We start from the raw sequence: 16,942 nt of genomic DNA, 5'->3' as shown, positions 1-16,942 counted from the left end.
AAACGCTATGCAATTATATCTTAAAATCTGGAGACAGAAAGACAGCTCTTCCTCTGGGAAGTTACAAGATTATACCCTTGATCAACTTAATCCCGATATGTCGTTTCTGGAAATGCTCGATATCTTAAATGAAAAACTCATTTTAGAAGGAAAAGAGCCGGTAGAATTTGATCACGATTGTAGAGAGGGAATTTGTGGGCAATGTGGGATGATGATTAATGGAATAGCCCATGGTCCTTTAAAAAACACGACCACTTGTCAGTTGCATTTAAGATCATTTACAGACGGTGATACCCTGACGATAGAGCCTTATCGCGCGGAGGCTTTTCCTATAAAGAAAGACTTAAAAGTAGATCGTACAGCTTTAGATAGAGTGATCGCTTCGGGAGGTTTTATATCCATTAATACAGGTCAGGCTCCCGATGCCAGGTCCCTTCCCATAACCCATAATCAGGCCGAGGAAGCATTTGACGCGGCTTCGTGTATAGGTTGTGGAGCTTGTGTGGCCACTTGCAAAAATGGAAGCGCAGCGCTCTTTACTGCTGCAAAAATTTCGCATATGGCCTTACTTCCCCAAGGTAAAGAAGAGAGAAAAGAAAGGGTTCTTCACATGGTACAACAAATGGATAGGGAAAACTTCGGTCATTGTTCCAATACCGAAGCTTGCCAAGTGGAATGTCCGCAGGGAGTATCCGTTCTTAATATTGCTCGAATGAACTATGAGTATGCTAGGGCTTTATTCTTTAAAAAGAGCTAAAAAAATAAAGGTTATACATGAGGAAAGGCTGTTCTCTATATTTTTGAGACAGCCTTTCTTATGTGTAAAACAGTATTTTATATTGAATAAATGTCTGTTATACAATATAAAATATTCATAATTGCGTCATTTATGAACCAGACGTATAAAGGAAGGTAGAAAGAATAGCCTTTCTTTCCATATCTTCCCTATATTTGTGAGTAAACTAGGAAGAGTTGAAGTTTCAAATAAAAAATATAAAATTCTTAAGGCTCATTATCATTACCTTAATCACTATAGGGATAGGGTTGTGTTTACTTATATTTATTTTAAGACTCCCTCTTGTTCAGAATTTTATTAAGGATAAAGCCATTGTCTATCTTGAAAAAAAAATAAAAACAAAAGTGAGCCTCCAGAGGGTATATGTAGGCTTTCCCAATAGTTTGATCGTGGAAAATCTTGATATGCAAGATAGAACAGGAGCTAGGCTTTTGTCGGTAGGAAAATTGGAAGTGGGGCTAGACATGTGGGCACTTATACATTCTAAAGCTATTGTTCATAAGTTAGAGCTAGAATCGGTGCAGGCTAATGTACTTAAAAAAGCGGATGGGAAATTTAATTTTGATTATATCATTCAAGCTTTTGCTACAGAAGACAAAAAAGAAGAAAAATCTGCTCCAAACTTTTCCATCTCTCTAAACAAAATAAAACTAAAAGATATAGCGCTTACTTTTAACGATCAACAAGCGGGCAATAATCTTAAAGTGTATTTCAACTCTTTTGATACCGAGGTAAAGACTTTTGATTTAGATAAAAATACTTACGCCGTTCACGATATTAACCTCGATGGATTAAAGCTCAGAGTCAAACGAGAGGTGGTAGAAGATATTGTGCGAAAAGTAGCTCCTAAAGTTGATTCTCTTAACGAAAAACATCCTTTAAACCTCGGTATTAATACACTTAATCTTACGCATTTTGATATTGATTATAAGGATAACCATACCAATACAGCTGCCAGAATTATATTGAAGGAATTACATACCAAAGTCAATAAAATCGACTTGCAGCAGAACCTTTATGATATAGATAGAGTCTTTTTGTCGGGTGCTGATATGGGACTGAGCCTGACCATACCTGCTGCTGCCCCTAAAAACCAAAAGACAAGTACAAAATCTTTTGAACAGCCAAAAGCTCTGGGATTGTTGTTAGGAAAATTTGTACTTGAGGATGTAAAACTCGCTTACCATAATATGGGAGCGCCTTTTGCCCGTGAGGGAATGGATTTTAATCATCTCAATTTTTCTAAATTAAATATAGATTTACAGGATTTCGCACTAGAAAATCAAGAGATATCAGGTTGTATAAAATCGGCAGAAATTAAAGAAAAGCGTGGCCTTAATATACAGAAATTAAAAACCGATTTCGCATATGGGAGCAAGGAAGCCCATTTAAGAAACTTATATTTACAAACCCCTCAAACAGTATTGCAAAATGAAATGGCCATATCCTATAATTCTATTGAGCAGTTGAGTGCCAATCCGGGAGGTATAAATCTTTCAGCTAATTTTCAGCATACTAAAATTGGATTTGCAGATCTCTTAAATTTGGTGCCTACTTTAAGAAATAAACCTCCATTTAATCAATATCCCAAGGCGATATTAAATGTTAATGCGATGGTTAAGGGCCATGTTAACGATTTAGTGATTCGGAATTTAAAACTTTCAGGCTTAGATCAACTAAAAATTTTAGCTTCGGGCAGGATTAAAAATATAATGAATCCCCAGCAGCTATATTACGATTTGAATATGGGTGAAATTGCTGGCTCAGCGAATACGCTCCTTAAGTTAGTGCCTCCTAAAACCCTACCTTCAGGTATTTCATTGCCTTCGCATTTTAATTTGAAAGGTCATGCCCAGGGAAACACCAAAAGATTAAACACGCATTTCAGGCTGGTTTCCACATTAGGGAAAGCTAATATTACAGCACAAATCGATATGCACCGCAAGAATCATGAAGTCTACCATATCCAGACTAATTTAGATCATCTACAAGTGGGGAAAATAATTAACAATAAAGAGGTCGGAACGATTAATGGGGACATCTCAATAATAGGAGAGGGGTTTGATGTTAAAAGAGCCAGAGCAGAGGTAAAAGGTAATATGAGCGCGGTTACTTATAAAGGCTATGTCTACAAGGGCATGAATATAAAAGGAGAGCTTAATAAATCCCATTACCATACAGTTTTACAATCAAAAGATCCCAATGCCCACTTCCAATTAACGGCTTCGGGTACCTATAACGAAAAGAACCCTACTATAAAACTTGGAGGGAGCATAGCCAAATTGGATTTGCATAAACTGGGATTTTATGAAACTCCTATGTCTATTAAGGGAAATATAGACGCTTCATTTAGTAATTTAAATCCTAAGCATCTCAACGGATATTTGGGGCTTCAGCATTTTTCCCTTGCAGATAGGAGAGGGGAGGTGTCTATAGACAGGTTTAATTTAGAGGCGACTTCTACTTCTAATTATAATCAGCTTAAGCTTCGCTCCCAGATATTGGACGCTGAGGTGGAGGGGCAATATAAGATGACTCAGATCCTTGAGTCGCTACAGCAAACGATAAATCATTATTATCAGATTCAAAAACCTCTTCATAAAGTATCCACAATAGAATCCGGACAACATTTTAGGTTTACGGCCCAAATTAAAGACGATGAGCTGATTAGGAAATTTGTACCCGATTTAAAGCATTTTGAAACTATAATGTTGAATGGTAGCTATAGTGCAGATCTGCAGCAAATCGAAGTTAAAGCTCATGTGCCCAGGCTGGTGTATGGTGAGCATACTATAGAGAGTGTAAGCCTCAATATTACCAATCCCAATCGTGTATTGCAATATCAGCTCGATTTGGCATCTCTAGAAAGCTCTGGCATAGCTTTGCGCAAGGTGAAGCTTACGGGGGATATCGGTCATAATATCATTCATTATCATATTACTACCCAGGATGAACAAGATAGGGTTCAGTATTTACTAGCTGGAAGTATTACATCCCTAGGGGATGTAACCAGTATTTCAGTAGATCCTGATGGGCTGAAATTGGATTATAAGAATTGGATGGTAACCCCCCATAATAAAATTGAAATTAGTCGTAAGGCAATTTTAGCAAGTAACTTTAAATTATCCCACGCGGGGAGCGAACTTCTGCTCTCTTCCGATAAAAGTGCAGCTGATCACTCATTAAATATGTCACTAAAAGATTTTAAAATACAAACCTTTACCGAAATTTTCAGAAAGGATTCCCTGCTAGCTAAAGGCTCCATCAATGGTGTAATAGAGCTGAGGAACTTAACCCGTAAGCCATCCTTTACTTCGAATCTTAGAATTACAGATTTAGACGTATATGGACATCCTATTGGTAACGTAAATATGAAAGTAGCCCAAGCTTCATCCAATGTTTTAACGCCTGATATAGTGCTTTCCGGAAACCAAAATAATGTAAGAATGTCCGGAAACTATTACATTTCATCGGGGATTTTTGACTTGGACATGGAGATTCAGAAATTACAGATGAAGAGTCTCGAAGCATTCTCTGGAAAGGCTATTCATCACACTGAAGGTGGTATATCTGGAGATCTTAAGATTGAGGGGACCACCGATAGGCCTGTAATTTTAGGGAAAATAAAATTCAATCAAGCAGGTTTAGCCATAGAAAAAACTGGAAGCGATTTTAGAAATATTAATGATGAGGTGATTTTTACCAAACGAGGAATAGTCTTTGACCAATTTAAAATTCATGATAAAGAGGGGAACGCTCTTATTTTAAAAGGCGAAGTACTCACTTCCGACTATCGGGATTATGCTTTTAATCTCAATATAAAGGCAAAAGATTTTAAAGTGGTGAATTCCAAAAAATCCAAAGACGCTATGATATATGGTGTTTTGGGTATTGATGCCGAATTACGCATTCGGGGGGATTTGGATTTGCCTGTAGTAGACGGAAAGTTAGCGGTGGCTAAAAGTACTGATTTTACTTTTGTTTTACCCCAATCCTCATCTTCCTTACAGGAGAGAGAGGGAATTGTAGAATTTGTAGACCCAGAGCAGGAGAAACTCCATAAAAGTGTTAAGGAAGATTCTTTGCAGGTGCAAGGTCGTGTTAAAGGTATGGATGTGCATGTTAATATCGAAACTCATAAAGATGCCATCATGTCCATCCTTATTGATAAGGGAAGTGGAGATCTGCTAAAACTTCAGGGCGAAGCGGAGTTAACAGGTGGGATATCCCCTTCTGGTAAGGTAACGTTGGTAGGTGTTTATGAGGTAAATAAGGGAACATATGAGCTCTCTCTAAGTATGTTGAAACGCCAGTTTGCTATTCAGAAAGGGAGTCGTATTACCTGGACAGGTGAACCTACCATGGGTAACATGGCGATTACGGCTATTTATAAAACTGAAGCCTCACCATTGGATCTTGTAGAGCAACAGTTAAGTGGAAAATCAGCTTCTCAGGTCAACACTTATAAACAGCAGATACCCTTTAATACGTTACTTAAAATGAAAGGAGAACTTTTAAAACCCGAGATTTCCTTTGATATCACTACAGACAAAAATAATAATAAGGTATCTTCAGAAGTAATGTCTGATATCAATACCAAACTTACTCAGCTTCGGAATGATGCATCCGATATGAATAAACAGGTTTTTGCATTGTTATTACTCAATCGTTTTATAGGGGAAACACCCTTTCAAAGTAGTGCTGGTGTTTCTGCCGGAACAATGGCCAGACAAAGTGTGAGTAAAATTCTTTCGCAGCAGCTCAATAGTTTTGCCGCTGATCTGATTAAAGGTGTAAATTTAAATTTCAATCTTGAATCCTCTGAAGATTATTCCAGTGGGCAGAAAAATACCAGAACTGATTTAAATGTAGATATTAACAAAAAATTGTTGAATGATCGGTTGAAAGTTTCTGTAGGGAGTAATTTCGGATTGGAGGGAAATGCTCGGAAGAATGAAAATATGACCCATATTGCCGGAGATATCACGGTGGATTACAGCCTTTCCAAAGATGGGCGCTATACCTTACGCGCTTATCGTAAAAATGAGTATCAGGTGGCGCTTCAGGGACAGATTATAGAAACTGGAGTAGGATTTGTAATTACTTTGGATTATGATGAGTTTAAAGAAATCTTTCAAAAATCCAAAGATAAAAGGCAAAAGTAAAATAAGAATAATCTATAAGTAGTATTTAATTATGTCAAATAATTTTGCTAGAAATATTCAATATATATTTGTTTTATTAGGAGTTTTTTTGATGCTATCATGTAGTAATACTCGCTTTTTAAAAGAGGGGGAGGTGCTTTATACTGGGGCTCGTGTTAAAATAGATAGCGATGTAGCCTCTAAAAAAGAAAAAAAAGAACTTCAGTCGATACTCCAAGCTAAGCTAAGCCCTAAACCTAATACTTCTTTATTGGGGTTACGCCCTAAATTATATTTTTATAATAGCACAAAAGAGCCTAAAAAAGAGAAAGGTTTTCGTTACTGGTTGAAGTATAAGCTAGGAGAAAAACCCGTATTGTTGGGAGATGTGGATTATAATTTTAATAAATCCCTCATGCAAAATCAGGCTGAAAATAAGGGCTACTTTCATGCAAAACTTACACATGAAATCCATACCAAAGAAAAAAAAGCCCAAATCGTTTATAACGTAAAGCCAGGGATGAGATATTTTATAAGTCAGGTTAAATTTCAGGATGATACTACGGCTATAGGTCAGGAAATGCATAAACTGGCTGATAAAAGCTTGCTTAAAGAAGGGCAAGCTTTTGATTTAGATATGGTTAAAGCCGAACGCGAACGTATAGGAGATGCTATGAATGAAAGGGGATTTTATTATTTTCACTCCGATAATATAATCGTTCAGGCGGATAGTACTTCGGTTAAAGACCATCGTATTGCGCTCAACGTAAAGCTTAAAGACAATACTCCAGAGCTGGCCACAAAGCAATTTAGTATAGATAAAGTTATTGTTTTACCCGACTATAATCTTCAGGGATTAAAAAAAGGCAAATATCAAATTCCCATGAATCCGGATTCTTTAAAAGCTTATGCTCAGGGTGATGTTTATATCATTGACCCTGAGCATAGGCTTAAGCCTAAGATTTTCGACAGAACTTTATATTTTAAAACTGGAGATTTGTACAACAGAGCAGATCATAATCTAACATTAAACCGCCTTATCAATTTAGGGATGTTTAAGTTTATAAAAAATGAATTTGTGCTTTCCGATTCACTCCGGCATAAATTTGATGCCTATTATTTATTGACACCTAGAGAGCTGCAATCGCTCAGTTTGGAAGCATTAGGACGTACCAATTCGGCAAACTATGGAGGAAGTGAACTCAATCTAAAATGGATACACCGGAACTTTTTGCGGGGTGCTGAGCAATTTAAAACCTCATTATATGGTGCTTTCGACGTACAAATGGGGGGAGCTAAAGCGGCCAATAATATTATCCGTGCAGGTATCAATACTCAGCTCTCTATACCACGCATGCTCACACCTTTTCATATTCGCTCATCCAGTGCCTTTATGCCCAGAACCAATATTAACCTTGGCTATGAGTTTCAGAGCCGTACCGATTCCTATACACTTCATAATTTTAATACGTCTTTTGGTTATGTGTGGAAAGAAAATATAAAAAAAGAGCACGATTTAAAATTGGTTAACATAACATTCGTGTCTCCTTATAAAATTACGGACAAATATGATTCGCTGGCTCAAAAAAATGTTTATCTGAGAAGGGTGGTCGAAAAACAACTTATTTTTGGATCCAGTTATACGTATACCTATACCAATACGATGTTTCCGCTCACTAATACAGTGTATTACCAAGGAACAGTCGATTTGGCTGGGAATTTGGTGGGCTTGTTAACAGGTGCTCATGCAGAAAAAGGATATCAGCAAGAAATCTTCGGGATTCCCTTCAGTCAATATGCTAAAATAGAAAACGATTTTAGGTTTTATCATAAATTTTCTCAGAAAAGTTCTTTAGCTTCTCGTATCATAGTGGGAGTAGCTTATCCTTATGGTAATTCAGAAAATATTCCTTTTTCTAGGCAATTTTTTGTGGGAGGTACTAATAGTATCCGAGCTTTTCGAGCCAGGACTTTAGGACCCGGGAGCTATGATCCGCGTGTAGAGCAACAGGGGTTCTTTTTTGATCAGTCTGGAGATATTAAATTGGAATGGAGTGCAGAATACCGACGAAATCTTTATAAATTTTTAAATTTAGCTGCGTTTGTAGATGCCGGAAATATATGGCTGATCAATGAGGATGTGCAAAGGAGGGGGGCGCAGTTTTCAAAGGATTTTATAAGTGAGATGGCGGTAGGGGCTGGGCTGGGGTTGCGTTTGGACTTTTCTATTTTAATCTTAAGATTGGATTTGGCAATGCCCTTAAGAGTTCCTTACTATCCAAGAGGAGAGAGATGGACCTTGAATAAAAATCATTGGGGAAATGTTAATTGGAGAAAAGATAATTTAGTGTTAAATATAGCCATAGGCTATCCATTTTAAAGAAAATGTATAGGAAAATAAAATTTTTGATAGAAACCTTAAAACAAGCAGGTGTCGAATGGAACAAATCTTCTGCGTCAAAAGATTCGGCAAGTTTGGCCTATTATGCCATTTTTTCAATTCCTGGATTTTTGGTGATCATTATTTGGGTTGTGGGCTATTTTTTTGGAGAAGAAGCCACACGAGGTGAACTTAGCTTGCAGGTAAGTGATATGATGGGGGTAGAGGCGGCTAAAAGTATAGAAAATATAATTGCCAATGCTTCTATAGATAAACAAAATATCTTTATGAAAATCGTAGGGGTAGCTTCTTTAATTTTTGGATCTACTACTTTATTTTTTCAATTACAACATTCTTTAAATGCCCTGTGGAGAGTGAAAGCTTCTCCTAAAAAGGCTTTTATTAAGTTTTTACTGGACAGAATCAATTCCTTGGGGATGATTCTCATTATTGGTTTTTTATTTATGATCACCATGCTGCTCTCATCTCTGGTTAGTTTGCTCAATGCTTGGATTACTCAGTATTTTGGATTAGGGACTTATATTTTGGTACAGGCAATCAATTTTATCTTTGGTTTCGGATTGGTTTTTATTTTATTTTCGCTTATTTTTAAGATGCTACCCGATATACAGATAGGGTGGAAACCTGTATTCAACGGTGCATTTCTTACTACAGTGTTGTTTACTTTTGGAAAAATATTGTTAAGTATTTATTTTAACAAGTTTAAACCCACCTCTACCTTTGGTGCCGCGGGCACCGTGGTGCTCATTATGATGTGGATTAATTATTCGTGCATGATCATGTTTTTTGGAGCTCAATTTATCAGGGTTTATATTTTAAAAAAAGGTTATAGTGTGACACCCTCCAAACATGCAAGTTGGAGTGATGATGTCATTAATTGAAGGAAAGTTAGACGATTTTATATTGAATGTTAATAAAAATGATCAATCCAGAGGGGAATGGTCATCCGGATCGCCATTTTCCCTTTTTTTATAGATCAACAAGCCTACAGCCATGCCCACAGCACCAGCTACCGCATTCATTAAAATTCTTGATAATTTATCAGGTTCATCATTTCCTATATAGCCCATTAAAAAAACGACTACAAAGGTAAGTAGGATCAGAATGTAGTATTTAGGATTTTTAAACAATGGCATTTCTAAAATTTATAAGATAACATGGCTCCTCCTCTGAAAGGCATCCACTCTCCACTTTTATTCCATGCACGTGCGGAGTCATATCGCTGTTTGGGGTATTTGTTTTTATACCACCCATGGTAGAAGCTTTGGACATTTCCACCACCAGCATAAAGATCGATATTCCATCTTTCAGTAAGTTTTATTTGGTAGCCTATGCTGCAGCCCAGCATAACAGCAAATCCTTCTTGGTATTTATCGGAATTCCAATATCTCATTTTTTGTAAATCGTATATTGATACGCCTATATTTGAGCCGACATACCATTTCTCCAGAGCCTGTCTAAAGTAGTAACGGGCTTCTAAATGCCCCATATACATCAGCATATGCCTGCCGTAGAAGGATTTCCAAGGAGAAATTAAAATATCAGTTTGGCCAGTCCAGTGTTTATTAAAAACTTGTTCATATCCTATATTAAATATGTGGACAGGGAAGAAGAGTAAGTTTCCTTTGATTTGTTTTTTATATTCCTGAGCATACATCACGTTTAAGCCTACCATCAGGGTAAACAGCAAGAATTTTTTTTTCATAATTCAGTTTTCGATAAGAAAGGGGTAAAATTTATATTTTTATATAAAAACGAGAAGGGCGTATTTTTATTATGAAATTAACAATATTAAAATTTATTTTTTTTCATCGTTCAGTATTTTTTGGGTTTCCGTGTAGTCCTGGTCTGCTTTTTTAGCCAGATCAATTGACTTTTGTGCCCATAATTGTGCATTTTTTTTATCGCCGATTTTATAATATAATTGTGCTAAAGTATCCGTATTCGCAAAGGTTTCATTTTTTTTGACGGATTCTTGCGCCCATAATATAGCCGTTTGTAAAGATTTTTTATTCTCAATTTTTTTGAAAAAATTCCAAGCTACGTTGTTGAGTTCATTTGCACTTTTTTGTGAAAAATTTTTATACTGCTCCAAAGTTAACTTTTCGTAAGTTGGATAATCTCCATTTTTTAAGGAATAATCAAGTCTTACCTTTTGTAAGGCTTTTTCTGCTTGCTCCTTTCCTAGTATTTTCTCGATTTCAGATAAAAAATAGTTAGTATCCAGGGTTTTTGTTTCTTTATTATAAGTTTTTTTTAGAATATCATTCATTTTGATCTGGGTGTCTAGCACTTCGTATTGAGCAGGAGGTAAGAATTTTAAAATATGTTTTTTTTGCGATTTAAAAATTTTATACTTGGGATTTTCACTCGTTAGTAGTCCCGTTAGCAGTAGCTGGAGATCTTCTTGGGTAAAATCTGTATTGGGCTTTGTTTCAAAATATTTTTGTACCACTTGCCCTGAAAAGTTGGCATCCTGATAAAGGGTGTGTATTGCCAGTTTCTTTAGAAACTGAGGGCTGGTCTCTCCTTTTTCAAATTTCTCTTTTAGTGCTTTAATATTGCAGTTGGGATCTTCAGCATCTTTAGCGGTTTGTATAAACTCTTCCGCCTCAGTATAGCCGACTACACGGTGTATGACTTCTCCGTCTCCATTGATAAATAAATAAGAGGGAAAAGCCTTTACTCCATATTTTTTAGCAATTTCTATTCCTTCCCCTTTCTGCATATCTATTTTTGCATTTACAAAATGCTGGTTGTAATATTCTCCTATCTCAGGAAGGCTAAAAATATTTTTTTCCATCAATTTGCAAGGCCCACACCAACTAGCATAGGCATCTAAAAATAGGAGTTTATTTTGGTTTTTAGCTTTTTCTAGGAGTTGCCCAAAGTTGCTTTCTTCAAACTGAATTCCCGTTTGGGAAAAAGCCCATATTCCTAGAAATAGAAATATTGGAAGGATTGATTTCTTCATCTTTAATCTTTAATCTAAGCAAACATAATACAATCTCAGCCAATATTCCTACTTTAGATCATTAAAAAATTATTTTTGAGCCAGTTCTTTTTGTTGTAATTCTTTTGCAGCGCTTACCATAGCGTTTAAAGCTTGCTCGGTTTCAGACCATCCCCTGGTTTTTAAACCACAGTCCGGATTTACCCACAACTGATTTGCAGGAATTACCTGAGCAGCTTTCTCCAAAAGTCTTACCATTTCTTCTTTCGAAGGGATCCTCGGAGCATGGATATCGTATACACCAGGGCCAATATCATTAGGATAATGGAAATCAGCAAAAGCATCCAATAATTCCATCTGAGAACGAGAGCATTCTATGGTAATGACATCGGCATCCATTTCGGCAATATGATGAATAATATCGTTAAATTCCGAATAGCACATATGCGTATGAATCTGAGTTTCATTCCTTACCGAAGAAGAAGCGATGCGGAAGGCCAATACTGCCCATTCCAGGTAGCTAGCAGCATCTTTTTTTCTTAAAGGAAGACCTTCTCGAATGGCGGGCTCGTCTATTTGAATAATTCTGATACCTGCTTTTTCAAGATCCAAAACTTCTTCACGTATCGCCAAAGCGATCTGATTGGCGGTATCTTTTCGTTCCTGGTCGTTTCTAACAAAACTCCATTGTAAAATGGTAACGGGTCCCGTTAACATTCCTTTTACCCATCGAGAGGTGAGGGATTGAGCATACTGGGACCAAAATACAGTAAGCGGCTTAGGACGTGAAACGTCCCCATAAATGACGGGGGGTTTTACACAGCGGCTGCCATAGCTTTGTACCCATCCGTTCTCGGTAAAAGCAAATCCCTTTAGCTGTTCTCCAAAGTATTCTACCATATCATTTCGTTCAAATTCCCCATGAACCAATACATCTATACCTATTTCTTCCTGGCGTTGTATGGTATTTTTGGTTTCTTCTTTCAATAATTGGGTATAGCGCTCAGGCGAGATCAATCCTTTTTTAAACTGGGCTCTCCAGTTTCTTATTTCTTTGGTCTGCGGAAAGGAGCCTATAGTGGTGGTAGGAAATAGAGGTAATTTAAGTATTTCTTGTTGTAGTATTTTACGTTCAGCAAATGCAGCATTACGAGATACAGGGATTTGGGTAAGACTATTCATCTGCTGCTGAACTTGGGTATCGTGGATTAAAGGTGAGGTTTTCTTTGTTGCGATAGCTCGTTTGTTAGCTTCAAAATCCTCTAAGCATGAGGCAGAAGGCTTTTCCGAGGCCAGTTCTTTTATCAGGGCTACCTCCTTAATTTTCTGTTTTGCAAAAGCCAGCCATTGTTTAATCTCTGAAGGTAAGCTTTCTTCTTTGGTTTCTAAATCTAAATCATAAGGAACGTGAAGTAAGGAACAAGAAGGTGCAATTAGAATGCGGTCAGTGCCTATTTTTTCTATTGCTTTTTGAATAAAGTGCAGGCTTTCTTCTAAGTCATTTTTCCAAATGTTTCTACCATCGACTACTCCTAAGGAGAGCTTAAGATTAGAGGGAATATTCTCCAGAATATGGTCCAGTTGCTCAGGTTTTCTTACTAGATCTACATGGAGTGTATCTACGGGTAGGGATAAAGCTTGGGGAAGGTTGTCTCCTATTTCCTCAAAATAGGTAGTGAGAATAATTTTAAGTTTCGGAATTTCCTTTCGAATAAGCGCATAAGTTTTACTGTATGCCGCTTTAGCCTTATCGGATAGATCTAAAGCTAAAAAAGGCTCATCAAATTGTATGTATTCGGCGCCGTGAGAAGCTAAGGTTTTTAATATATCCAAATATACCGGTAGTAGGTCATCGATAAGGTCGAGTTTATTGAATCCCTCTTCTTTTTCTTTTCCTAATAATAAAAAGGAAATAGGGCCTATTAATACGGGTTTTGCAGATATACCAATCTGTTTTGCCCCGATGAATTCATTGAATATTTTGTTAGAAAATAATTTGAATTTTTGATCTTTATAAAATTCAGGAACAATATAATGGTAATTGGTGTCAAACCATTTGGTCATTTCCATAGCCGTAATATCCAGACCCTCTTTTTGGTATCCTCTTGCCATTGCGAAATAAAGATCCAGTTCGTTATTGGATTTGTTGAGTATCACCTGGTGATAGCGAGGAGGTATGGCTCCTAAAGTTAACGCCATGTCCAGTACGTGATCGTAAAAAGAAAAATCGTTGACCGGAATCAGTTCGATACCGGCCTCTTGCTGGAGCTTTAAATTTTCATTAATAATTTCCCGGCTCACATTTAGTAATTCTTCTTGTATAATTTTACCAGACCAATACTGTTCGCAGGCTTTTTTTAACTCTCGTTTTTTTCCGATACGTGGATAGCCCAAATTGTGTGTTTGCATATTATCATATTTTAGTTGTAATTCTATATTTTATTTTTCAAGTCTTGCTTGCTTCTATATTTATTTTATACAGAGGTTTTCGTTAAGGTCTTATTTTTTATGCATAAAAATTATTTTCTAGATTTTTGTTTTATACATCAATAAGATGTATAAAAACAGTTGAAACATTGCCTTTTTGATGGCTCCCTAAAGAGAGCTTCTTTATTTGTTGTGGATGGGCTATCTCATGTAGACTGTTTTTATTCCTACAAAATTACTTTAGACCATTTATTTCACCACTAATACCTTGTTAATTCAGTATAAAAAAATATATAATAGTATATTTCAGAATATTATTCTGTTGTTTTTTTAATATTGTATCTTTAACCAAAAATTATTCTATGTTACCACTGGATGAAACAGATATGCTGTTGCTTAAAATACTTCATAACAATTCTAAACTCACCATAAAAGAGCTGGCAGCCCAGGTGAATTTATCGCCATCCCCTGTATTTGAAAGGATTAAGCGTCTGGAAAAAGAAGGATATATAAAAAAGTATATCGCCTTATTGGATGCAGAGAAGCTCAATCAAGGCTTTATTGTCTTCTGCAATGTGCGGCTAAAGCAACACGATCGTAATATAGGTCATAAATTTGTGGAAGATATCCTTAGTATTGATGAAGTAGTAGAGTGCTATAATGTCTCTGGCGATTACGATTTTCTGCTTAAGGTTTATGCCCGAGACATGAAGCATTATCAGGATTTTGTCTTTAATCGATTGGGCTCTTTGCCCAGTATAGGAAGTACCCATAGTACTTTTGTGATGGCAGAGATGAAAAATACTTACGGTGTCCATGTATCACATTGATTAGCTACATAGGGAGGGAAAAAAGCCCCGGATTCCGGGGCTGTATGTTACAATCCTAAATAGGGATATTTATAATCTTTGGCTGGGACAAAAGTTTCTTTAATACTCCTTGCCGATATCCAGCGGAGCAAGTTCATCTTAGAGCCCGCTTTATCGTTTGTACCCGAAGCTCTACCGCCTCCAAAGGGTTGTTGTCCCACTACAGCGCCCGTAGGTTTGTCGTTGATATAGAAGTTGCCGGCGGCATTTTCTAAGGCTTTATACGCTTCATTAATCGCATAACGATCTTGAGAGAATATGGAGCCCGTGAGTGAGTAAGGGGAGGTATTGTCGACTAATTGTAGCGTCTCTTCCCATTGGTCATCTTCATACACATAAACACTTAGAATCGGGCCAAATATTTCCTGTTCAAGACTTTCATAGTGAGGATTGGTGGTTTCAATAACAGTGGGGTGTACAAAGTAACCTTTTCGATCGTCGTATTGTCCGCCGATAATCACTTTTGCATCTTCTGCTTTTTGAGCCCTATCAATATAGGTTTTACATTTTTCAAATGCGTTTTTATCGATCACGGCATTTATAAAGTGGGCTGGATCTTCAGGGGAGCCTATCTTAATACTCTTCATTTGTTTTTCCATATCTTCTTTTACAGCGTACCAGATAGATTTTGGAATATAAGCCCTGGATGCTGCGGAGCATTTTTGTCCCTGATATTCATAGGCACCGCGTACCAAGGCTGTGGCCAAAGCCTGGATATCTGCAGAAGGATGGGCGATAACAAAGTCTTTTCCTCCGGTTTCTCCTACGATTCTTGGATAAGATTTGTAGCGATGGATATTATCTCCGATCATCTTCCACATTCCTTGGAATACATTTGTAGAACCTGTAAAATGTAATCCTGCAAAATCAGGGTGTGACAATACTCTTTCTGCAGTTTCTTGACCATCGGTAAAAATCATGTTGATGACACCATCCGGAAGTCCGGCTTCTTTAAATACTTCCATAATCACATGGGCAGAATAAATCTGTTTATCAGAAGGTTTCCAGACGACTACATTGCCCATCATAGCCATACAAGCGGGTAAATTAGCCGATATTGCTGTAAAGTTAAAAGGGGTTACTGCAAAACAGAAACCTTCTAAAGCTCGGTACTCCGATCTATTCCATATACCTGCATCAGAAACAGGTTGCTCTGCATAAAGTTCCGACATAAACTCCACGTTGAAACGTAAAAAGTCAATTAACTCACAGGCAGAATCAATTTCTGCTTGATGCACATTCTTCGACTGAGCAATCATGGTAGCAGCATTGATTCTGTCTCGGTAAGGACCCGCAATAAGATCTGCGGCTTTTAAGAAAATAGCAGCGCGGTGTTCCCATCCCAGTTCATTCCATTGTTTTTTAGCATGTAAGGCCGTATGGATTGCATCGTCCACATGTTTTATCCCCCCTTTGTGATAGTAGCCTACCTGGTGTTGGTGATCGTGGGGAGGATATATGTTGATCTTTTCCCCTGTTGTGATATTTTTCCCTCCAATAATCATGGGAATTTCCAATTTCTCAGCATACATTTTTTTATAAGTATTGATGAGCTTGGTTACTTCTTCAGAACCTGGAGCGTAAGTTTTTATCGGTTCATTTTGTGCAAAAGGCACTTGAGAGATTGCTTTTGACATAGTTTTTATAGGTTTGTTTTCACAAATCTACAACATATACGCCATTTGCTAAAATCTATAATGAGGATGATTTACTTTGCAAATACTAAGTTGGCATCTTGCATTCCATATTGTTTATAGAAATAATGGTAGGTATAAATCTGTAGACATAGGTATGACGACTTAAAAGTAGAAGGATAATCGTGAATTTAGAATAAAATAAATGTATTACACAAACTAATGCAGATAGCGAGAGGTGGTTGATGCTTTTATTGTCTATTCTGATGATCTTCATAAGAGTGAATATTTTACTGTTGAATGCAAGTTTGGGCTATGGATTGGTTTTGCTATGTAAAAAAAGAGGATGTCAATAGACGGTTTTATGAGCACTGTATTCCCTACAAAGGAAAGGCTTTGAGCATCATTTGGGAAGACTAATGTACTTCTTATAAAACTTTTATGTAAATTACGGTTATTGTTGTTAAAAAGAGAATTAAATGGTTTTAAAAAAAATTAAAAGTCATTCTAAAGAAGGAGAATATTGGATGCTTTTTAATTTTGGAAAAATAGTATTTAGGGATGATATTTTATATCGAGAACTCAAGTTTATAAGATCCTGTTTAAATTTTATTGATTAATAATTTTATAGCAGATAATTTGGTCATATTTTCGGAGGATTCATGTAAGAGTTGATAATTCCTGCAAAGCCTTCTATCATTATCAAACCATGAAAAGG

10 protein-coding genes are annotated in these 16,942 nt (G+C 36.8%); 5 read left to right on the top strand and 5 right to left on the bottom strand.

Going from position 1 to position 16,942, the window contains the following annotated elements; genetic code table 11:
- Positions 1-7: 7 nt before the first annotated feature.
- The 4 genes from GNY06_RS07020 to GNY06_RS07005 all read left to right on the top strand — a co-directional run bounded on the left by GNY06_RS07020 (position 8) and on the right by GNY06_RS07005 (position 9,222).
- Positions 8-757, top strand: a complete 750-nt coding sequence (locus tag GNY06_RS07020; protein ID WP_166519408.1) for a succinate dehydrogenase/fumarate reductase iron-sulfur subunit — start codon at positions 8-10, stop codon at positions 755-757.
- Between the two features lie 215 nt (positions 758-972).
- Positions 973-5,961: a translocation/assembly module TamB domain-containing protein gene (locus tag GNY06_RS07015; protein WP_166519407.1), complete on the top strand. Its 4,989-nt coding sequence runs from the start codon at positions 973-975 to the stop codon at positions 5,959-5,961.
- A 31-nt stretch (positions 5,962-5,992) separates the two neighbouring features.
- On the top strand, positions 5,993-8,320 hold the full coding sequence (tamL, locus tag GNY06_RS07010) for a translocation and assembly module lipoprotein TamL (protein WP_166519406.1): 2,328 nt from the start codon (positions 5,993-5,995) through the stop codon (positions 8,318-8,320).
- Positions 8,321-8,325: 5 nt separating this feature from the next.
- Entirely contained in the window at positions 8,326-9,222 is an 897-nt protein-coding gene (locus GNY06_RS07005; protein WP_166519405.1) for a YihY/virulence factor BrkB family protein, read from the top strand.
- Positions 9,223-9,264: 42 nt separating this feature from the next.
- Here GNY06_RS07005 and GNY06_RS07000 read toward each other — a convergent pair whose 3' ends face one another.
- The 4 genes from GNY06_RS07000 to metE form a co-directional block, all read right to left on the bottom strand.
- The gene (locus GNY06_RS07000) at positions 9,265-9,477 is read right to left on the bottom strand and encodes a hypothetical protein (RefSeq protein WP_166519404.1); all 213 of its coding nucleotides are present in this window, start codon (positions 9,475-9,477) and stop codon (positions 9,265-9,267) included.
- A 2-nt stretch (positions 9,478-9,479) separates the two neighbouring features.
- A complete protein-coding gene (locus GNY06_RS06995; RefSeq protein WP_166519403.1) occupies positions 9,480-10,046 on the bottom strand; it encodes a DUF3575 domain-containing protein in 567 nt (188 codons plus the stop codon).
- Between the two features lie 93 nt (positions 10,047-10,139).
- The gene (locus tag GNY06_RS06990) at positions 10,140-11,315 is read right to left on the bottom strand and encodes a thioredoxin family protein (protein ID WP_166519402.1); all 1,176 of its coding nucleotides are present in this window, start codon (positions 11,313-11,315) and stop codon (positions 10,140-10,142) included.
- Between the two features lie 69 nt (positions 11,316-11,384).
- Positions 11,385-13,703 (bottom strand): 5-methyltetrahydropteroyltriglutamate--homocysteine S-methyltransferase, encoded by a 2,319-nt coding sequence (gene metE / locus GNY06_RS06985; RefSeq protein WP_166519401.1) that lies wholly within the window; start codon positions 13,701-13,703, stop codon positions 11,385-11,387.
- 380 nt (positions 13,704-14,083) lie between these two features.
- Here metE and GNY06_RS06980 point away from each other — a divergent pair, with 380 nt between their 5' ends.
- Entirely contained in the window at positions 14,084-14,551 is a 468-nt protein-coding gene (locus tag GNY06_RS06980; protein ID WP_166519400.1) for an Lrp/AsnC family transcriptional regulator, read from the top strand.
- Positions 14,552-14,598: 47 nt separating this feature from the next.
- Here the strand turns inward: GNY06_RS06980 and pruA are convergent, their stop codons facing one another.
- Positions 14,599-16,227 carry an L-glutamate gamma-semialdehyde dehydrogenase gene (pruA, locus tag GNY06_RS06975; RefSeq protein WP_166519399.1) on the bottom strand — a complete coding sequence of 543 codons (1,629 nt, stop codon included), beginning with the start codon at positions 16,225-16,227 and terminating at the stop codon, positions 14,599-14,601.
- Positions 16,228-16,942 lie beyond the last annotated feature (715 nt).

The organism is Elizabethkingia argenteiflava (assembly GCF_009904105.1).
GTDB lineage: Bacteria > Bacteroidota > Bacteroidia > Flavobacteriales > Weeksellaceae > Elizabethkingia > Elizabethkingia argenteiflava.
This window is presented reverse-complemented; position numbering and strand designations above follow the sequence as displayed.